Genomic DNA, 16,983 nt, shown 5'->3' with positions numbered 1-16,983 from the left:
TGAGGGCTTCCGCGTAGCGCAGGGGAGGGCCAGAGAGCGGCAGGGCCTCCTGGTCTGGGCGGCTGCTCGGACGCACCGCGCTGCAGCCGCAGCTCCGGGCGCGGATCGCGGAAGAGGACGGTCTAGTCGTCGCTTCGGTGGCCGTCGCGGATCGCCGCCAATCCGCCGACCCGGGTCGTGATGCCCGCCGGTCCGCGCCGGGCAGAGGCGAGCACGCTGGCCGGTCGGCCGAGGCTGTCTCCCTGCTCCACCTCGATCGCGACCGTCTGTGCTCCTGTCGTGTCGAGCAGGTGGGCGGCCAGGCAGCCGGTGCTGTTGGCGTTGGCGACGTCCTCGTCGACACCGATCGCCGGCGCGAACATCCGCGCCGCACCCGGTCGGTCGCCCGCCGGCGGGACGTGCACGAAGCAGCCGAGGAGCCCGTACCGCCGGCACGCCGCTGCCAGCCTGCCGAGGTGTGGGCGGACTCCGAGCAGCGCCGCACGGTCGCGGACCAGTACCAGCATGCGTGGTGCGCCCGGCGCGGCGATCCGTGGCGCGTCGGCGGGATGCGGGTCGTCCGCGGTGAGCCCGAGTGCGGCGACGATCGCGGCGCGTTCGTCCGGCTCAGGGTGGCGCAGTGCGACGAGGCCCTGGTCGAACCACACCTCGACGCCGGCGGGGCGGCGGGTCGCGACGGTGTCGAACGTCCGCTCGCCGGTGTGCTGGCGGTCGGTCAGCTCGCCCAGCGCGGTACGGGTCAGCAGGACGGCCTGCGCGGCGACGGTGCCGTGCCCGCAGCCGGGCAGTTCGGCGGTGGCGGTGAAGAACCCGGACCGGCCGGCCACTGTCCGGCGTCCGCCCCGGGCCGAGGAACGCCGCGTGCGAGGTGCCGGCCGCGGCGGCGACCGCACGCCGGTCCGCGTCCGTCGCCGCCGGGTCGTCGTCGGTGACGGCCGTGGGGCTGCCGCCCCGGCCGTCGCGTCGCACGCACGCATCGACCACGGTGACATCCGGCCAGGTCATGGGCCTGCCTTGGGCGCTCAACGGACCGGCGACAGCGAACGGCGTCCGACGACGGCCGGACCTGGCCGCGACGGCCGGCCGGACGCGTCCCGGAGCGTGGCGGGCCGCCTCATGCGGCGCTGTCCGGCACCGGGTAGTGGATGACGACCACGCCGCCGCTGGCGTAGTTGGCGACGTCGGCGGACACCCGCCGGCCGTGCGGCGACGACCGCGCCGCGGCCATGGCGGCGGCGTCGGCGAATTCGCCTTCGAAGACCGCGAAGTACGGCGCTTCTCCTTCGAGCGCCGCCACGTCGAAGCTGTAGCGCCACGCAAGCAGGCCGGGCCAGTCCATGACCAGCGGAAGGTGGTTGGTCACGTAGTAGTCGCGGAAGTGGTCGGGGTCGGCGGGCTTGGGATACAGGACCAGCAGCTTATGCATGACGACGTCCGTCCAGAGGTGGGGCCGGGTGCGGGCGGAGGTGGTTTCGAGGAGCGCGTGGGAGTGCCGTGGGGGCGGACTCGAGTTCGGCGGTGTGCCTGAGCGCGATGTCCGGTACGGCGGTCAGTTGACTCGTCATATGCGCAGGTTAGGGCTTTATGTGCGGTCTAGGGAAAGATCGGTCCGGGATAGACTCAGAACGGATCGTTATCAATCGGCGGGGAGGGCACGTGGCGCCGGACACGGTGAGCCTGCGGTACTTCCTGGTGCTGGCGCAGGAGCTGAACTTCACCCGCGCCGCCGCGCGGATCGGTATCGCGCAGCCCGCGCTCAGCGCCCGGATGCGCCGGTTGGAGACGGAGCTCGGCACGGCCCTGCTGGTCCGCAACACGCGTAGCGTCGCGTTGACCGCGGCCGGGGCGGCTCTGGCGGAGTCCGCGCCGCCCGCGCTGGCGGCGCTGGAGCGGGCATGGGACACCGCCAGGAGCGCGGCGGCCGGTGAACTGGGCACGCTGCGCATCGGATACAGCCTCAGCGCCGGGGCCGAGACCGCACCGGCCCTGGTGGACAGGCTGATGCGCGGTAACAGCGGGATCGAGGTCGGCGCGATGCCGATGGCGACACCGGAGATCTCCCCCGCGGTCGCCGACGGCCGCCTCGATGCCGGGATCACCCGCGGCGAACAGCCGGGCCGTGGCGTGCGCCGGTTCCTGCTGCGGCGTCAGCGCCTCGGGGTCCAGCTTGCGGAGCACCACCCGCTGGCCGCACACCCGGAGATCGAGATCGCCGACGCGGCCGCGTACCCGCTGCGCATCCCGGACCGTGCGGCCAACCCCGTGATCCACGACCAACTGTCCGCACTGTTCCGAGACGCCCGGCCGCGCCCCCGGTTCCACACGCCCGCAGTCTCCTTCGACCTGTCCCAGCGCGACCTGCGCGACGGGGTCACGCTCGCCCCGGCCGGCGAGGCCGCGGTCACGGCAGCTCCGGCCGGTCTCACCTGGCGACCGCTGCGGGGCGCGCCCAGCCTGACGTACCACCTGGTCCTCCCACGCGAGCAGTCGCCGCTGCACCGCCGCGTCCGTGCCGTCGCCAGAACCCTGGCGCACGAGCTGCGCTGGCTGCCGGACTGACGCCCAAGAGGTCGCCACCGCCCATGCGGTTGCGGCACCAGCGGGTGGTCATCCGGCCGCGCCTGCCCGCTCGCCCACGCGATTTCCTCCAGCGGCCGGCCAGGGAAGAGGTCACGATCGCCCGCGACTGCCATGCCGCACGGGCTGGTGGACGCCGCGGTGCGCGGGCCGCTCGCCGTCTGGGGGCGGCGTCAGGTGAAGGCGCGCCGGTAGGCGTGGGGGGTGACGCCGGTGGTGCGCTTGAAGCGTTCGCGGAAGGACGTGGGGGAGCCGAAGCCGACCTCGGCCGCGATGCGCTCGACGGAGTGCCGGGTGGTCTCCAGGAGGTGCTGGGCCCGGCGGACGCGGGCGCGGTGCAGCCATTGCAGGGGCGTGGTGCCGGTCTGCTCGGTGAAGCGGCGGATCAGGGTGCGGGTGCTGACGCCGGCCTGGGCGGCGATGTCGGCGAGGGAGAGGTCGCGGCCGAGGTTGTCCTGGAGCCAGGTCAGCAGGGGTTCGAGGGCGGAGCCCCGGGGGTCGGGCGCGTGGTCGTGGGCGATGAACTGGGCCTGGCCGCCCTCCCGCTCGAGCGGCATGACGGACAGGCGGGCGGCGTCGGCGGCGACCGCCGAGCCGTGGTCGCGGCGGATCAGGTGCAGGCACAGGTCCAGGCCGGCGGCGGCGCCCGCCGAGGTGAGGAACTGCCCGTTGTCGACGTAGAGGACGTCCGGGTCGACGTCGATGTCGGGGTGGGCGGCGGCCAGGAGGCCGGCGGCGGCCCAGTGGGTGGTGGCGCGGAGGCCGGCGAGCAGGCCGGTGGCGGCCAGCGGGAAGGCGCCCGAGCAGATGGAGGCGATGCGGGCGCCGTTCGCGGCGGCCGCGCGCAGGGCGTCGCGTACCTCGGGGGAGAGCGGGGCCTGCGGGGCCGTGGTGCCGGGGACGATGATCGTGCCGGCGTCCTGGAGGGCGTCGAGGCCCCAGGGGGCCTGGATGGCGAAGGCGCCCGCCTCGACCTGCCGGCGCTCGGCGCACACGCGCACCTCGTAGGCGGGGCGGCCGTCCGGGAGGCGGGTGCGGGTGAAGACCTCGATGGGGGTGGCGAGGTCGAACGGGATCACCTGGTCCAGCGCGAGGACGGCGACGATGTGCATGGCGGGACGACGGCTCCGTCGGTCGGTCGGCGAGATTGCGTGCGTCGGTGCACGCTGATCCTGCCACCCCCGGAGGGTCATCCGTCGGCCAGGGCGGCTTCCCCGACCAGGGCCCGTAGCGTGTCGTTGGCCTGTTCGAGGACGGTCAGCACGACGTGGCGCTGCTCCTCGGACACCTCGCCCATGGCCTCGTCGGCGAGCTCGGCCCAAGCGCGCTCGATCGCGGGCAGCAGCTCGCGGCCGGCGTCGGTGACGACGATGCGCACCTGCCGGCGGTCGGCGGGCACCGGCTCGCGGCGGAACCACCCGCCGGTCTCCAGCCGGGCCAGGCTGCGGGTGGCGGTCGGCTGCTCGACGCCGAGCCGGAACGTCACGGGAACGCTGTCCGTGATCGAGGCCGCCCTTCCCGGCATGCGGGCGGCGGGATGGGGGCGCGTGGTGCTCATCTCGTCGGACGTGGTCGGCCAGCCCATGCCCGCGGCGGCGACCTACCCGGCGGCCAAGGGCGCGCTGGAGGCGGCCGCGCTGGTCCTCGCCGTCCGCGAGGCCCGGCACGGCGTCCTCACCAACGTGGTCAGACCCGGCTTCACCCGCACCGAACGGGCGCTGACCCACCCGGGCTTCGGGCAGGAGGCCATCGACGCCGAGGGGGCCCGGACGCCGACCGGCCGCATCTGCACCCCTGAGGACGTCGCCTCCACCGTCGCCTACCTCGCCTCGGCGGCGAACGGCCACGTCAACGGCGAGGTCGTGTCCGTCGCCGGAGGACGCCACCTCACCAGGTGACGGTCCTGGCTCAGCGCACCTCCTGGAAGCGGACCAGGTTGCCCGCCGGGTCGCGGAAGGCGCAGTCGCGCACCCCGTACGGCTGGTCGGTGGGCTCCTGGACCACCTCGGCGCCGGCGGCCCGCACCTTCTCGAAGGCGTCGTCGAGGCCGGGGGTGGCCAGCAGGATCCAGCCGTAGGTGCCCTTGGCCATCATGGCGGCGATGGTCCGGCGCTCGTCCTCGGTGATGCCGGGGTCGGCGCCGGGCGGCGCCAGGAGGATGGAGGTGCCCGGCTGCCCGGCGGGGCCGACGGTGATCCAGCGCATCTTGCCGTGCCCGACGTCGCTGCGCACCTCGAAGCCGAGGGTGTCGCGCCAGAAGGCCAGGGACGCGTCCGGGTCGTCGTGCGGCAGCACTGTCGTGTGGATGCTCAGGTCCATACCGCCACGCTAGCCGCCGGCCGCCGCACGCCGGTACGCGCCGGGCGGCGTGCCGACGATCTGGGCGAACCGGCGGTGGAAGGCGGCCGGGCACGGGCCCCCGACCGCCGCGCACACCTCGGCGGGGTCGCGGCCGGCCGCGCCCAGCAGCGCGACCGCCCGCTCGACCCGGCGCGCCATCAGGTAGGCGTACGGCGTGCGGCCGTAGGCCAGCAGGAAGCGGCGGGCGAGCTGCCCGGCGGGCAGGCCCGCGTCGCGGGCCAGCGCCTCGACGTCGAGCGGCCGGGCGTACTCGCGGTCGATGCGGTCGCGGACCCGCCGCAGGCGTGCGAGCTCGCCGAGCCGGTGCGCCTCGTTGAGCGCGCGCGTCCACGAAGGGTGGCACATGGGGTTCCTTCCGCCGCCGGGACCTCATGATCACGGTAGGCGCGGCGCCGGGCCGGCCGCTTCTCGATTCCTGACCGGTCCGCGCGGGCGCCGTCACGCCGTACGGATGACCCGCCGGCCGACCAGGGACGAGACGCCGAGGGTGACGCCGGCCCCGACCAGGATCGTGAGCGCGTAGGGGAGTGGCGCCGCCGCCTGCGCCGGGTCGCCGGTCTTGACCAGCGCGAACGGCAGGACGGTGAGGAACGCGCCGGCGCCGCCCGCGACCGTGCTGACCGCCGTGGCCGCCGCCAGCTCCCTGGTCAGCATGCGCCGCGTCTGCACGGGGGTCGAGCCGATCAGGGACAGGACCGCGAACTCGGCGCGCCGCCGGTTGATGGCGGCGACCAGGTTGTTGGTGAGCGCGATGGCCATGAACGCCGCGATCAGCGCCACGACCAGGTAGTTGATCGAGGCGAGCACCTGGCCGGTGCCGCCCGCTTGGCCGGTGGCGTTCTCGATGCCCTGCATGCTGAGCGTCCCCGCGGCGACGCCGACGAAGAGGGTGAGGAAGGTCACGGCCGGGCGCACCCGCTCGGGGGCGGCGGCCAGGTTGATCGCGGCCAGGTGCGAGGAGGCGGTGGCCTCCGTGCGGCGCGCGGCCCGGAGCGTGAGGTTGACCAGGGCGACGAGCTCCGGGGCGAGGACGCACAGGCCGACGGCGACGAGCACGCAGCCGGGCCCGGTCATCGCGGTGGTGCGCACGTCGGCCGGGTCCATGCCGAGCACCGCGGCCGACGAGCCCAGGCCGGCGAGGATCACGATCCCGGCGGCGACGCGGCGCGGCCGGCCGGGACGCCGGCCTGCCGGCCGCGCGCGGGCGGCGCCGCGTCGGCGACGGGGCTGCGGCTGGCCGGGGCGCGGCTGCCGATCCAGGCGGCGAGCACGCTCGCGGCCAGCACGACGAGCACGCCGAGCGCCGGCAGCGCCACGCCCGGCGCGAACACCGTCGCCGACGCGGTCAGCCCGGCGGACCGGATGCCGCCCATCACCGCCCACCCGACGAGGTACCCGCCGGCCAGGCCGGGCGGCGCCGCGACGGCCGTGACGGCCGCCGTCTCCAGCACCAGCATCCCCTGCACCTGGCGCGGGGTCGCGCCGATCAGGCGGATGCCGGCGATCTCCTCGGCGCGCCCGCCGAGCGCGACCCCGACCGTCGAGACCATGGCGAACACCACGATCGCGACCGCCCACCCGCCCATGATGAGCGGGAACTGCACCAGGAACGGGCGGTCGGCGGCGGCCGTGCTCGCGGCCAGCCCGGTGCCCAGCAGGCTCGTCATGCCCGTGACCAGGATCATGCCGACGAGCGCGACCAGGCCGGTGGCGAGCGCGCCCGCGCGGTGGTGCGCGAACGAGCGCAGGGTGATCCTCAGCATCACTGCGCCGCCGCCCGGTTCGCGGCCTGCTCCGCCGACTCGACCAGGACGGCCATCCGGCCCGCCACGGCCTGCGCGGTGGGACGCGGCAGCCGGTCCACGATCCGGCCGTCGGCGAGGAAGAGCACGACGTCGGAGTAGGCGGCGGCGACCGGGTCGTGGGTGACCATGATGATCGTCTGGCCGTGGTCGGCCAGCTCGCGCAGCAGCCGCAGGACCTCCCTGGCGCTGCGGATGTCGAGCGCGCCGGTGGGCTCGTCGGCGAAGATCACGTCGGGGTCGGTGATCAGCGCCCGCGCGACCGCGACGCGCTGCTTCTGGCCGCCGGAGAGCTGGTGGGGGCGGTGCGAGCCGCGGTCGCGGAGGCCGACCCTGGTGAGCAGCCGGGCGGTGTGCTCGGGCCGGGTCCTGCGGGCGTCCAGGCGGAGGGGCAGCTCGACGTTGTCGACGGCGGTGAGCGCGGGCAGCAGGTTGAAGGACTGGAAGACGAAGCCGACGCGGCGCCGGCGCAGCCGGGCGAGCTGCGTCTGGTCGAGCGCGCGGAGGTCCTGCCCGTCCAGCTCGACGCCGCCCGACGTGGGCTGCTGGAGGCCGGCGGCGCAGTGCAGGAGGGTGGTCTTGCCGGAGCCCGACGGCCCCATGATCGCGACGAAGGACGAGCGGGGGACGTCGAGGTCGACGCCGCGCAGGGCGTGGACCGGGCCGGCCTCGCCCGGGTACTCGCAGCGCAGGTCGCGGATGCGGAGCACGGGCGGCGCGAGCGCCGGGGAGAGATGCGAGGTCACGAGGACTCCCTACGGATGTGAACGAAGATTTTAGACGATCGTTTCATACGAACGTTTATTTGCTACCGTAGGGCAGGTGAGTGCGAAGGACAAGCTGTTGCGGGCGGCACGGGAGTGCCTGCTGACCAAGGGGTACGCGCACACCACCGTGCGGGACCTGGTGGCGGCGTCAGGAGCCAACCAGGCGTCGATCAACTACCACTTCGGGTCGAAGGAGCACCTGCTCACGCGGGCTCTGCGCGACCTCAACGAGGAATGGGGAGAGCTGCTGTTCGCCGCCTTGGAGGAGCCGGGCGGCGCGGACGGGACGCCCGGCCAGGAAGCCCTGTGGGGCCGGATCATCGCCTCCGTCCAGGCCAACCGGGCGCTCTGGTTCGTCAACTTCGAGTCCGTCGCCTCCGCCCGCCAGGACGAGGAGATCCGGGGGATGCTCGCGGCCGGCCAGGAGCTGGCGCGGGCCTCGCTGGCGCGGGCGTTCGCCGGGCTCGGCCCGGACAGCGACCCGGAGGAGGTGCGGGCGGTCGGCTCGCACTACTTCGCGCTGCTGGTCGGGCTCGCCGCGCAATGGCTCGCAGACCCGGAGCGGGCCCCCGACGCGGCGCGGTTCGCCGCCCTCGCCGCTACTCCGGCCGGCGGCGGGCGCCGAAACGCAGCGCGAACGGGGTGAGCATGGACTCCACCTGCACCGCGAAGCTGATCTTGCTGGAGCCGGTGCTGCGCTCCTCGAAGTGGATCGGCAGCTCCACGATGGAGTGGCCGAGCTGCTTGCAGCGGTAGTTCATCTCGACCTGGAAGCTGTAGCCGTCGCTGCGGATGGCGTCGAGGCCGATGCCTTCGAGCACGTCGCGGCGCCAGATCTTGAAGCCGCCCGTCGGGTCGCGGACGGACAGGTTGAGAATCGCGTTCACGTAGCGGCCGGCGAACCGGCTGAGCAGCCGCCGGTGCCATCCCCAGTCGGTGGACAACGAGCCGCCGACCACGTACCTGCTGCCGATCACCAGGCCGGCCCGGCTGGCCAGGATCGTGCCGAGCAGGTGCGGGATGTACTCGGGGCGGTGGCTCAGGTCGCCGTCCATCTGCACGACGTACTCGTCGCCCAGGGCGAGGGCCTGCCTCATCCCGGCGAGGTGCGCCCGGCCGATGCCCTCCTTGACCTTGCGGTGCAGCACCAGCATGCTGTCCGGGCGCTCGGCGTTGGCCTGCTTGGCGAGGTCGTCGGCCAGGTCGCCGGTGCCGTCGGGCGAGTCGTCGTCGGCGATGACCAGCCGCAGGCGCGGCAGGTCCAGCGCGAGGACGCGCGCCGCCAGGTCGCCGATGTTGCCGGCCTCGTTGTACGTCGGCACCACGACGGCGACGCGCGTGTCCCGCCACGGCGATGGCAACGACCAGGGAACGGCCTCGTTCGGTTCGGTCACGTCGTCCACAACGCTCTCCTCATTCCCGTCCGGCAATTGTCGATTATCGCGGCAGGGACGGGGTGAACAAGATCGAAGTGAGCGTCTAGGGGCGGCTATCCTGTGGGGCCGGCGGCCGGGCGGAGGCGACGCCCGGCCGCGCGGTGTGCGGGTCAGCTCGTGCGGCAGGAGACCGAGGGCCAGGTCCAGTTGCCGTTGTGCTGCACGGTGAAGCCGAAGGTGTTGCCGCTGCCGTTCGGGCGCATCGTCATCACGTTGCCGCTGGAGTCCCAGGACGGGCTGCCGTTCCAGGTGGCGATGATCTTCTGTGGCGGGGTCACGGTGACCGTGACGATCCACGCGTTCGTGCCCGAGACGGTGACCGACAGGTTGAACCGGTCGGACCACTGCTGGCCCTGCTGGACGGTGGCCGTGCAGGAGCCGCCGCCGGGCGTCGGGGACGTCGGGCCGCCCGTGGGGCCGGTGCCGCCGTCGGGGGCGACGGCCCGGCCGGTGGAGGGCGAGATCATGCCGGCGCACAGGCCGCGGCTGCGCAGGTTCGCGGCGATCTGCGGGATGGCGGACACCGTGGTGGCGTACTGGTCGTGCATGAGGATGATCTGGCCGTTCTGCAGCCGGCCGGCGGCCTGGACGATCTGCGCCGTGCTGGCGCCGTTCCAGTCCTGCGAGTCGACGTCCCAGATGATCTCGGTGAGGCCGAGCTGCTGCTCGGCCGACTTCAGCGTGGCGTTGGTCTCCCCGTACGGCGGCCGGAACAGCCGCGGGGCGGTGCCCGTGGCCTGCTGGATCGCCTGCTGGGTGCGCTGCAGCTCGGACAGGATCTGCGAGCCGCCGAGCTGGGTGAGGTGCGGGTGGGTGTAGCTGTGGTTGCCGATCCACATGCCCGCGTCGCGCTGCGCCCGGACCAGTGACGGGTTGTTCTGGGCGTTCTGCCCGATGTTGAACATCGTGGCGCGCAGGCCGTTCGAGGTCAGCGCGTTGAGCAGGGTCATGGTGTTGCCGGGGTTGGGCCCGTCGTCGTAGGTCAGGCCGACGTAGCCGGCGCTGCAGTCGGCGGCGGCGAGACCGCGGTTGGCGGCCAGCGCGGTGGTGGCGGTGGCGGCCAGGCAGACGGCGAGGAGCGCGCCGAGCAGGGCGGCGAGCAGGGTGGGGCGGCGCTTCCGGTCGATCATGCTGATTCCTTGATCGTTGGGGGCGGATTCACCTCCGGTCATTGTGGAGAGGGCACAGAAATGTGTCAACGATGGAAAGAAATGTTTCGGCGCGATAAGCGCTTGTGGGGGATCGTCGTGCGGTTTCAGGTGGCTTTATGGCGAATGAAATGTTTCGGCGGTGAACGTTTCACCGGAGGTGGTGGCCCACGCGGTGCAGGGTGCCGTCGGGGTCGACGTAGGAGAACTCGCGCATCCCCCACGGAGTGTCGCCCGGCGGGTGGAAGCGGCCCGGCAGGCCCGCCGCCGTCCACTCGGCGTGCACGGCGTCGGCGTCGGAGACGTACAGGTAGACGACCGCGCCGGTGCGGGCCGGGTCGTGCTCGTCCCACTCGCTCAGGTGCAGCGAGACCTGGTCGCGGTCGGCGTACCCGTAGCGGGCGGGGCCCTGATAGGCCCGTACGGCGAAGCCGAGCCGGCGGTAGCGGTCGAGCGCCGCGTCCAGGTCCCGCACCGGCACCACGGGAGCCACTTCCTCGAACGTCACGTGCTCCATTATTCGTCGGACTTGAAGGTGAACCTCGCCGGCGGGCGGAAGGACGGGTCCGGCGTGCCGTACACCAGGGCGATCTGCTGGTGGCCCGTGAGCACGAGGGACGCGGGGTCGCCGGCGTACGGCCGCCCGTCGACCACCGTGGTCAGCACCTTGCCGCCGCCGGCCTTCAGCGCGCCGATCTGCGAGGCGGACAGGGTGACGCCCCACTCCTTGAAGATCTGGCCGAGGGTGAAGACGTCGCCCTTGTGGTGCGACTCGATGTGGATGACGCCGCGGTCGTCGTGGGTGTGCACGGGGGCCATCTCCTCGCCGACGATGCCGATGTCGGCGGGGACCTCCACCTGCTCGCCGTCCACGAAGACGTCGAGATGGGCGTGGTAGTGCTCGGCGTGGCCCATGGGGCCGGGGGCGAGCCCGGCGGCGCGGATGCCGGGCAGCGGGTCGGCGGGGATCGGCCACGGCGGGGTGCCGCCGTCCGCGGGGCGCGGGGCGTGCGCCCGCGCGTACTGGTAGGCGCCGAGGCCGGCGGCGGCGAGCGTGACGGCGGCGAGGCCGGCGATCAGGGACCGCCGCCGGCGGCCGTCCCGGCGCGTCCGGGTGTCCTCGCCGGGCTCGGCGGGCTCCGCGAGCTCGGGGTTCTCGTGAATCACCTCTTGGGACATGCCGTCATGATGAACGAGAAAAAGGGCGCGGGGACGAGGGCGGCGCAGGCAGGATGTGGCCGTCTTTATCGGTCATCGAGGTTAGGGGGTGCGGGCGGGTCAGGTCAGGGTCTGGTAGGCGAGGAGGCCGGCCAGCATGCACAGGAGGTAGTCGGCGACCAGGAACAGGCCCATCATGAGAGGGAAACGCCAGGACAGGCCGTCGCGGGCGGCGATGATCGACGTACGGACGGCGGCGTGCAGACCGGCGACGTCGAACCTGCCGGTGAACCTCCGCAGCACCGCCATCAGCGCCACCAGCAGCAGGAACGTGGTGAGGAAGCGGGCCCCGGCCAGCATCCCCTCCCTGGCGGGACCGGTCCCGGGCGTCAGCGCCAGGTAGAGCAGCGAGCTCAGGAAGGCCAGGGGGAAATCGATGAGCAGCGCCCCCAGCGCCTCCACGACGATGAACGTCATGCTGCCGAGCGCCCGCTGCAGCGCCTCGATCTGGTGCCGGAGGAACGCCTCGCCCAGCACGAGCCCGAGCACCCCGGGCAGGAGCAGGCTGACCAGGTGGGCGGGCACGGTCATCACCCTCTCGGGCCCGCGGCGGCCGGCGGGGGCCTGGGCAGGGAGGTGCCGCGGGACACCTCCACACCGTACCTCTACTCAGCGTGTCCGGAAGGTCACGGTCGCGCTCAGGGGGATCGCGGGGTGAGGCGGAAGACGCGCAGCTCGCGGCCCGAACGTTCGGTGTAGCCCTGGTAGAGGGGCCAGAAGCGGATGAGGTCCGGCCAGACGCGCTCGCGCTCCGCGCCGGTGAGCAGGGTCGCGGTGACCGGGACGACGCGGCCCCGGAAGGTGACCGTGGCCTGCGGGGTCTTGAGCAGGTTGCCGCTCCAGGCCGGGTGCCGCTCCTTGCCGAAGTTGCTGCCGACCACGAGGAACGTGCCGTCGCCGGCGGGCAGGCAGGCCAGCGGGGTCTCGCGGGGGCGGCCGGTCCTGCTGCCGGTCGTGGTGAGCAGCAGGTGGGGGATGAGGCGGTCGCCCATGAGCAGCCGGCCGCCGCTCAGCCGGCTGAGCGCGCGGTCGAGCGCGGGCACGACGCGGGAGCCGGCCAGCGCGAAGCCCCTCGTGCCCGCCAGCCACTGGAAGAACGGGCGGACCGCGGCGATGACCCGGTCGCCGGCCCGCCGGCCGCCGCTCATGCGGGCGGGCGCAGCCCGGCGGCCTCGCGGGCGGCGCGTTCGAGCCGGTCGCGGTATGCGGCCCACCAGGCCGGGTCGGCGTCGGGCAGGTTGCTGTTCTCGGGGCGGAGGCCGGTCGCGCCGTCGATCAGCTCGCGGACGATGTCGGCGTGGCCGCCGTGCCGGTTGGTCTCGGCGATCACGTGGATGAGGATGAGGTGCAGCGGGACCGGGTTGCGGTGCGGCGGCCACCAGGGCACGTGGCCGGTCGCGTCCAGGGCCAGCTCCTCGATCGTGGCGTCCGCGTGCGCCCAGGCGCGGTGGTAGAGGGCGATCAGCTCCTCGCGGGACTCCTCCGGGGTCGCCCACAGGTCGGCGTTCGGCTCGGCGTCGTCGGCCAGCCACGGCAGCGGCTCGTTGGACGGGCGGCCGAAGGTGGCGCCGAAGTAGCCGAGCTCGATGCTGGCCAGGTGCTTGACCAGGCCGAGGAGGTTGGTGCCGGTGGGGGTGAGCGGGCGGCGGACGTCGTACTCGGACAGGCCGTCGAGCTTCCACAGGAACGACTCGCGGGCGGTCTTGAGGTAACGGTGGAGATCCGCTTTCTGGTCCGATGCCATCATGCCGGACATTGTGTCACCGAGGAGATGCCACCGGGGCACGTCACCGGTGGGCGGCGAGGGCGGGCAGCAGGTCGCGGACCACGCCGGCGTCCATCATGGTCGCCAGGTCCCACTCGACCGGGCCGCGGCAGACGTCCTCGAAGTCGATCCACACCAGGCCGGCGCGCCGGGTGGCGAGCAGGTTGGCGGGGTAGGCGTCGCCGTGCAGCGGCTGGAGGTCGCCGGGCGGCGCCGCCATGAACGGGGCCAGCTCGGCGGCGGCGCTCCGCACCAGGTCCTTCTCGGCGGGGCTCAGCACGTCGCCGGTCGCGTCCAGCAGGGCCAGGCCGCGCGGGACGTCGTTGGCGCACATCAGGGGCAGCTCGCCCGGGTACGTCCGGAGAACGGCGTGCAGGTCGCCGAGCATCGCGGCGCAGTCGGCGGTGGTGGCGACGCGGTCGGGGTCGGGTTCGAGCCAGGTCCAGAAGCTGATCGCGAAGCCGTCCTCCAGGTGGGGGCCGGGCGGCAGCTCGGCGCTCGGGGACACGACCGGCGCGCCCTGGGCCGCCAGGTACGCGGTCACCTCCAGCTCCATGCGCAGCCAGTCGCCGATCGGGCTGCGCAGGCGGGGCATGCGGGTCGCGACCCGGGCCACGACCGGGGCCGGGCGGAGGTGGAGCGTCAGCGAGAAGACGTTCCCGAGGACGGCGGGATCGTCGCCGGCGGGGAGGCCGTGGCGGCGGGCGAGGGCGAGGGCCGCCGCGGTCGCCCGGCGGGTGAGGGCGTGGCGCGCGGGCTTCGGGGACGCCCGGCGGGGGCGGGTCCCGTGCCCGGGCGGGGGGTGGGTCACGGGCGGGGCCACATCGCGTTGAGGCGGTGGGCGGTGGCGTGGTAGGCCTGCTCGACGGCCGGCGTCAGCACCACGTCGGCGCCGGGGCCGGCCTCGGCGAGGCGTTCGCGCAGCACGATGGACTCGGCCGTGTCGGCGAGGTCGAGCAGGCCGCTGATCCCGGCGGCCACGCTGACCAGGTCGGACCCCGAGTAGCGGGCGCCGCCGGCGCGCAGGGCCTCGCGTACGACGCCGGACCGGGCGGCGCCCCTGCCCAGCGCCGCGGCGGCGGCCGACAGCGTGGCGACGTCGAGCGGGTCCACGTCCACCAGGCGCAGCGGCGGCAGGTGCTCGCGGCGGCGGCCGGGGCCGTACAGGCGGCCGGCCAGCCGGGCGGCGGCGGCGCGGCGGCCCTGCGTGGGAGCGAGCGCGCGCCACAGCCGGCGCAGGGCGGTCAGCGCGGTGCCGTTCGCCAGTGAGCCGGGCAGCGTGTGGCCGGCCTCCTCGGCGGCCCGCAACGTCAGCAGCAGCGTCTCCAGCTCCTCCACCGCCCGCGCCAGGTCCTCGCCGAGATCGGGCACGAGGACGGCGCGCGGGCCAAGAGCGGTCATGCGCCGCCTCCGGGAAGTGGCGGTTGCGACAGGGAGGTCACATTCGTGAGGGTACGCCGGAGTTGGGATAGGCGCTGGTCCTCGTACCTTTTGTCACTGTTTGTGGTGATGGTGGGTCAGGGGACGGGGATGTGGCCTGGCGGTGACAGGTTCGGTCACTTGGCCCGGCCGACCGGAACGCGGAGAGTGAAGAAGTCATTCGCCCATGTCAGGAAACCTCATGGCTAATCCACTCCCGCTGCCCGCACCGGCGGAGCGGACCTCCGAGACCATCGGCCGCTACCGCGACCAGAGCGGCCCCGTCGTCCGCATCGAGCTGCCGGGCCGGGTGCCCGCCTGGCTCGTCAGCTCGTACGAGCTGGTCAACGAAGTCCTCACCAACGACGGCGTCCTCTACAGCAAGAACCCGCGCAACTTCACCGCGCTGCACGACGGCTCGATCCCCGCCGACTGGCCGCTGCGCCAGCTCATCGAGGGCGACCACCTGCTCACCAAGGACGGCGAGGACCACCGGCGGCTGCGCGGCCTGATCAACCGGGCCTTCACCCCCGCCCGCGTCCAGCGCCTCGAACCCCGCGTCCGGCAGATCACCGACGACCTCCTCCGCCAGGTCGCCCGCGAGGCCCGGCACGCCCCCGAGGTCGACCTCGTCCCGCTCTTCACCGAGCCGCTGCCCGTCATCGTGATCTGCGAGCTGTTCGGCGTCCCCGAGGGGGAGCAGTTCCAGATCCGCGACTGGAGCAACACCCTGCTCTCGCACGCCGCCGGCCCCGAGCAGGTCGCGGCTGCCGGCGCGGGACTGCTCGGCTACCTGGGCGACTACATCCGCCGCAGGCGCGAGGAGCCCGGCGACGACCTCACCACCGCCCTGATCCGCGCCCAGGAGGAGGACGGCGACCGCCTGTCCGACGAGGAGCTGCTGTGGATCCTCTGGCTGGTGCTCATCGCCGGCCACGAGACCACCGTGCACCTGATCGCCAACGCGGTCGTCGCGCTCTGCGCCGACCCCGAGCAGCTCGCCTTCGCCCGCGACAAGGACGCCTGGGAGCAGGTGGTGGAGGAGGCGCTGCGCAGCCGCAACTCGGTGGTCGGCGTGATGTTCCGCTACCCGCTCCGCGACGTGCGGCTCGGCGGGACGACGGTCGGAGCCGGCGAGCCGATCATGGTCAGCCTGAGCAGCACGGGGACGGACCCGGCCAAGTTCGGCCCCGACGCGGGCCGCTTCGACCTGGCCCGCGTGCCGGACGTGCACCTGGCCTTCGGCCGCGGCCCGCACTTCTGCCTGGGCGCGCCGCTCGCCCGGCTGGAGGCGCGCGTCGCGCTGTCGTCGTTGTTCGCGCGTTTCCCGCGGCTGCGGCTGGCGGTCCCTCCCGGGGAGATCCGGTACACGTCCTCGCTCATCACCGAGGGCCCGGTGGCCCTGCCCGTGGTGCTCGATCCTCAAGAGTGAGGGGGGTTCAGGGTGGTTCGTCCTGGGCCGGCGACCCCGCCGGCTCAGCTCAGCCGCCCAGGATGCCGCCGAACAGGCCCCCGAGCCCGATGCTGTCCAGGAACGAGCGCTTCTGCGGCGCGGGGGCGGGCATCCACGGAGGCGGTCCCGCGGTGGTGGGCGCGGCGCCGGCGGTCGTGACGGCGGCGGTGCTCGTGGAGCAGGTCGCCGGCCCGGCGAGGACGCTGTCCACCAGCTCCCTCAGGTTGACGGCGTCGAGCAGCGGCTGCCTGGCCTCCGCCGGGCCCTGGGCCGCGGCCGGGGCCGCCGCCGCCGGGGTGGGCGCGACGCCCGCGACCGGGGCCGGGGCAATGGCCTGCTCGCCGGGCTGCGCCTGCTGGCCCGGCGTGCAGGTCACCGGCCCCGAGACCAGGGCTTCGAGCATCGCCGCGAGGTCGGGCGAGCCGAGCCATCCCGGCTGCCGCGCGTCCGCGCCCGCGTACGCGCCCGCACCGGCGGCCGGGGGAGTGCCCGGGGGAACGACCGGGCCGTCGCCGGGCGCGGCCTGCGCCTGCCGGTCGCCGAGGCAGGCGCGGACCTCGCCGAGCAGTTCCTCGTACAGCGCCCGGCCCGGGGAGAGCGGCTTGGCCTGCTCGGCGTCGTCCGCGGCGGCCTGCGCGGCGGCCGGGGCGGACGCGGCGGCGGGCGCGGCGGCGGCGGACATCGGCTGTGTGGCCGACGACCAGTCGCCGGCGGCGATCGCCCGCAGCAGCTCACGGAAGTCCTCGGCGGTGACGGCGCCGTTCAGCGGCGGCGGCGGCGAGACGTTGATGCTGATGGCGTCCTTGTCGCCGCAGAGCGTGACGTGGACGGGCTGACTCTCGGCCAGCGCCGGCTCGGCGGCCATGAGGAGGCCCGAGGCGGCGGCGAAGGCCGCGATGGCGTGCTTGTACATGATGCTCCCTGCGGGTGGTTATTCGATCATCCGCAGTGATCATTACCCTTAGTGGTGTTTGAATTACTTCATAGTTGGATCTAGCGCTCTTTACCGGAGGGGCCCTATTCTCGCCCGTCGTGAA

General features: G+C 74.0%; 23 protein-coding genes. 4 read left to right on the top strand and 19 right to left on the bottom strand.

All coding sequences use genetic code 11. The annotated features are described in order from the left end of the window. Positions 1 to 122 precede the first annotated feature (122 nt). On the bottom strand, positions 123 to 827 hold the full coding sequence (locus MF672_RS05695; RefSeq protein ID WP_242381805.1) for a PhzF family phenazine biosynthesis protein: 705 nt from the start codon (positions 825 to 827) through the stop codon (positions 123 to 125). Positions 828 to 1,114: 287 nt separating this feature from the next. Further along, positions 1,115 to 1,426 (bottom strand): EthD family reductase, encoded by a 312-nt coding sequence (locus MF672_RS05690; protein WP_242381804.1) that lies wholly within the window; start codon positions 1,424 to 1,426, stop codon positions 1,115 to 1,117. 230 nt (positions 1,427 to 1,656) lie between these two features. Here MF672_RS05690 and MF672_RS05685 point away from each other — a divergent pair, with 230 nt between their 5' ends. Beyond that, positions 1,657 to 2,559, top strand: coding sequence for a LysR family transcriptional regulator (locus tag MF672_RS05685; RefSeq protein ID WP_242381803.1), 903 nt, complete (start codon positions 1,657 to 1,659; stop codon positions 2,557 to 2,559). Positions 2,560 to 2,750: 191 nt separating this feature from the next. Here MF672_RS05685 and MF672_RS05680 read toward each other — a convergent pair whose 3' ends face one another. Further along, entirely contained in the window at positions 2,751 to 3,689 is a 939-nt protein-coding gene (locus MF672_RS05680; RefSeq protein ID WP_242381802.1) for a GlxA family transcriptional regulator, read from the bottom strand. 77 nt (positions 3,690 to 3,766) lie between these two features. Then, positions 3,767 to 4,135, bottom strand: coding sequence for a MarR family winged helix-turn-helix transcriptional regulator (locus MF672_RS05675; protein WP_242381801.1), 369 nt, complete (start codon positions 4,133 to 4,135; stop codon positions 3,767 to 3,769). Between MF672_RS05675 and MF672_RS05670 the strand changes: the two genes are divergently transcribed. Continuing rightward, complete coding sequence (locus MF672_RS05670) at positions 4,101 to 4,475, top strand: SDR family oxidoreductase (protein ID WP_242381800.1); 375 nt, start codon at positions 4,101 to 4,103, stop codon at positions 4,473 to 4,475. The genes MF672_RS05675 and MF672_RS05670 overlap by 35 nt on opposite strands. 10 nt (positions 4,476 to 4,485) lie before the next feature. Here the strand turns inward: MF672_RS05670 and MF672_RS05665 are convergent, their stop codons facing one another. The 5 genes from MF672_RS05665 to MF672_RS05645 all read right to left on the bottom strand — a co-directional run bounded on the left by MF672_RS05665 (position 4,486) and on the right by MF672_RS05645 (position 7,486). Then, positions 4,486 to 4,896 (bottom strand): VOC family protein, encoded by a 411-nt coding sequence (locus MF672_RS05665; protein WP_242381799.1) that lies wholly within the window; start codon positions 4,894 to 4,896, stop codon positions 4,486 to 4,488. 9 nt (positions 4,897 to 4,905) lie between these two features. Continuing rightward, entirely contained in the window at positions 4,906 to 5,283 is a 378-nt protein-coding gene (locus MF672_RS05660) for a helix-turn-helix domain-containing protein (protein ID WP_242381798.1), read from the bottom strand. A gap of 93 nt (positions 5,284 to 5,376) precedes the next feature. Continuing rightward, entirely contained in the window at positions 5,377 to 6,084 is a 708-nt protein-coding gene (locus MF672_RS05655) for an FtsX-like permease family protein (RefSeq protein WP_247815172.1), read from the bottom strand. Next, positions 6,081 to 6,701 carry an FtsX-like permease family protein gene (locus MF672_RS05650; protein ID WP_247815171.1) on the bottom strand — a complete coding sequence of 207 codons (621 nt, stop codon included), beginning with the start codon at positions 6,699 to 6,701 and terminating at the stop codon, positions 6,081 to 6,083. The genes MF672_RS05655 and MF672_RS05650 overlap by 4 nt, the downstream gene beginning before the upstream one ends. Then, positions 6,701 to 7,486: an ABC transporter ATP-binding protein gene (locus tag MF672_RS05645; RefSeq protein ID WP_302893163.1), complete on the bottom strand. Its 786-nt coding sequence runs from the start codon at positions 7,484 to 7,486 to the stop codon at positions 6,701 to 6,703. The genes MF672_RS05650 and MF672_RS05645 overlap by 1 nt, the downstream gene beginning before the upstream one ends. Positions 7,487 to 7,562: 76 nt before the next feature. Between MF672_RS05645 and MF672_RS05640 the strand changes: the two genes are divergently transcribed. Continuing rightward, positions 7,563 to 8,153 carry a TetR/AcrR family transcriptional regulator gene (locus MF672_RS05640; protein ID WP_242383633.1) on the top strand — a complete coding sequence of 197 codons (591 nt, stop codon included), beginning with the start codon at positions 7,563 to 7,565 and terminating at the stop codon, positions 8,151 to 8,153. On the opposite strand, the gene MF672_RS05635 is transcribed toward MF672_RS05640, so the two are convergent. The 9 genes from MF672_RS05635 to MF672_RS05595 all read right to left on the bottom strand — a co-directional run bounded on the left by MF672_RS05635 (position 8,107) and on the right by MF672_RS05595 (position 14,475). Then, entirely contained in the window at positions 8,107 to 8,910 is an 804-nt protein-coding gene (locus MF672_RS05635) for a polyprenol monophosphomannose synthase (RefSeq protein ID WP_242383634.1), read from the bottom strand. The genes MF672_RS05640 and MF672_RS05635 overlap by 47 nt on opposite strands. A gap of 143 nt (positions 8,911 to 9,053) precedes the next feature. Then, positions 9,054 to 10,073, bottom strand: coding sequence for a polysaccharide deacetylase family protein (locus MF672_RS05630; RefSeq protein ID WP_242383635.1), 1,020 nt, complete (start codon positions 10,071 to 10,073; stop codon positions 9,054 to 9,056). A gap of 169 nt (positions 10,074 to 10,242) precedes the next feature. Then, the gene (locus tag MF672_RS05625; RefSeq protein WP_242383636.1) at positions 10,243 to 10,608 is read right to left on the bottom strand and encodes a bleomycin resistance protein; all 366 of its coding nucleotides are present in this window, start codon (positions 10,606 to 10,608) and stop codon (positions 10,243 to 10,245) included. Then, positions 10,608 to 11,270, bottom strand: coding sequence for a hypothetical protein (locus tag MF672_RS05620; protein WP_242383637.1), 663 nt, complete (start codon positions 11,268 to 11,270; stop codon positions 10,608 to 10,610). The genes MF672_RS05625 and MF672_RS05620 overlap by 1 nt, the downstream gene beginning before the upstream one ends. Before the next feature lie 99 nt (positions 11,271 to 11,369). Beyond that, on the bottom strand, positions 11,370 to 11,834 hold the full coding sequence (locus MF672_RS05615; protein WP_247815170.1) for a hypothetical protein: 465 nt from the start codon (positions 11,832 to 11,834) through the stop codon (positions 11,370 to 11,372). Positions 11,835 to 11,947: 113 nt separating this feature from the next. After that, positions 11,948 to 12,457 (bottom strand): nitroreductase family deazaflavin-dependent oxidoreductase, encoded by a 510-nt coding sequence (locus MF672_RS05610; RefSeq protein WP_242383639.1) that lies wholly within the window; start codon positions 12,455 to 12,457, stop codon positions 11,948 to 11,950. After that, on the bottom strand, positions 12,454 to 13,056 hold the full coding sequence (locus tag MF672_RS05605; RefSeq protein WP_242383640.1) for a DinB family protein: 603 nt from the start codon (positions 13,054 to 13,056) through the stop codon (positions 12,454 to 12,456). The genes MF672_RS05610 and MF672_RS05605 overlap by 4 nt, the downstream gene beginning before the upstream one ends. A 40-nt stretch (positions 13,057 to 13,096) precedes the next feature. Beyond that, positions 13,097 to 13,885, bottom strand: a complete 789-nt coding sequence (locus MF672_RS05600) for a phosphotransferase enzyme family protein (RefSeq protein WP_242383641.1) — start codon at positions 13,883 to 13,885, stop codon at positions 13,097 to 13,099. Continuing rightward, positions 13,882 to 14,475 (bottom strand): hypothetical protein, encoded by a 594-nt coding sequence (locus MF672_RS05595; RefSeq protein WP_247815169.1) that lies wholly within the window; start codon positions 14,473 to 14,475, stop codon positions 13,882 to 13,884. The genes MF672_RS05600 and MF672_RS05595 overlap by 4 nt, the downstream gene beginning before the upstream one ends. A 220-nt stretch (positions 14,476 to 14,695) precedes the next feature. Between MF672_RS05595 and MF672_RS05590 the strand changes: the two genes are divergently transcribed. Continuing rightward, the gene (locus MF672_RS05590) at positions 14,696 to 15,925 is read left to right on the top strand and encodes a cytochrome P450 family protein (protein WP_242376177.1); all 1,230 of its coding nucleotides are present in this window, start codon (positions 14,696 to 14,698) and stop codon (positions 15,923 to 15,925) included. 49 nt (positions 15,926 to 15,974) lie between these two features. Here MF672_RS05590 and MF672_RS05585 read toward each other — a convergent pair whose 3' ends face one another. Beyond that, the gene (locus MF672_RS05585) at positions 15,975 to 16,859 is read right to left on the bottom strand and encodes a hypothetical protein (protein ID WP_242376178.1); all 885 of its coding nucleotides are present in this window, start codon (positions 16,857 to 16,859) and stop codon (positions 15,975 to 15,977) included. Between the last annotated feature and the right edge of the window lie 124 nt (positions 16,860 to 16,983).

The sequence above is a fragment of the Actinomadura luzonensis genome (assembly GCF_022664455.2).
GTDB lineage: Bacteria > Actinomycetota > Actinomycetes > Streptosporangiales > Streptosporangiaceae > Nonomuraea > Nonomuraea luzonensis.
Note: the sequence above shows the minus strand (reverse complement) of the source record. Positions and strands in the feature narration are given on the sequence as shown.

Excerpts from the sequence above, each read along its gene's own strand:
- MF672_RS05585 (WP_242376178.1), bottom strand. The coding sequence starts at position 16,859 with ATGTACAAGCACGCCATCGCGGCCTTCGCCGCCGCCTCGGGCCTCCTC.
- MF672_RS05660 (WP_242381798.1), bottom strand. The coding sequence starts at position 5,283 with ATGTGCCACCCTTCGTGGACGCGCGCGCTCAACGAGGCGCACCGGCTC.
- MF672_RS05625 (WP_242383636.1), bottom strand. The coding sequence starts at position 10,608 with ATGGAGCACGTGACGTTCGAGGAAGTGGCTCCCGTGGTGCCGGTGCGG.
- MF672_RS05665 (WP_242381799.1), bottom strand. The coding sequence starts at position 4,896 with ATGGACCTGAGCATCCACACGACAGTGCTGCCGCACGACGACCCGGAC.
- MF672_RS05690 (WP_242381804.1), bottom strand. The coding sequence starts at position 1,426 with ATGCATAAGCTGCTGGTCCTGTATCCCAAGCCCGCCGACCCCGACCAC.
- MF672_RS05675 (WP_242381801.1), bottom strand. The coding sequence starts at position 4,135 with ATGAGCACCACGCGCCCCCATCCCGCCGCCCGCATGCCGGGAAGGGCG.
- MF672_RS05605 (WP_242383640.1), bottom strand. The coding sequence starts at position 13,056 with ATGATGGCATCGGACCAGAAAGCGGATCTCCACCGTTACCTCAAGACC.
- MF672_RS05670 (WP_242381800.1), top strand. The coding sequence starts at position 4,101 with ATGCGGGCGGCGGGATGGGGGCGCGTGGTGCTCATCTCGTCGGACGTG.
- MF672_RS05620 (WP_242383637.1), bottom strand. The coding sequence starts at position 11,270 with ATGTCCCAAGAGGTGATTCACGAGAACCCCGAGCTCGCGGAGCCCGCC.
- MF672_RS05680 (WP_242381802.1), bottom strand. The coding sequence starts at position 3,689 with ATGCACATCGTCGCCGTCCTCGCGCTGGACCAGGTGATCCCGTTCGAC.
- MF672_RS05650 (WP_247815171.1), bottom strand. The coding sequence starts at position 6,701 with ATGCTGAGGATCACCCTGCGCTCGTTCGCGCACCACCGCGCGGGCGCG.
- MF672_RS05610 (WP_242383639.1), bottom strand. The coding sequence starts at position 12,457 with ATGAGCGGCGGCCGGCGGGCCGGCGACCGGGTCATCGCCGCGGTCCGC.
- MF672_RS05595 (WP_247815169.1), bottom strand. The coding sequence starts at position 14,475 with ATGACCGCTCTTGGCCCGCGCGCCGTCCTCGTGCCCGATCTCGGCGAG.
- MF672_RS05630 (WP_242383635.1), bottom strand. The coding sequence starts at position 10,073 with ATGATCGACCGGAAGCGCCGCCCCACCCTGCTCGCCGCCCTGCTCGGC.
- MF672_RS05590 (WP_242376177.1), top strand. The coding sequence starts at position 14,696 with ATGGCTAATCCACTCCCGCTGCCCGCACCGGCGGAGCGGACCTCCGAG.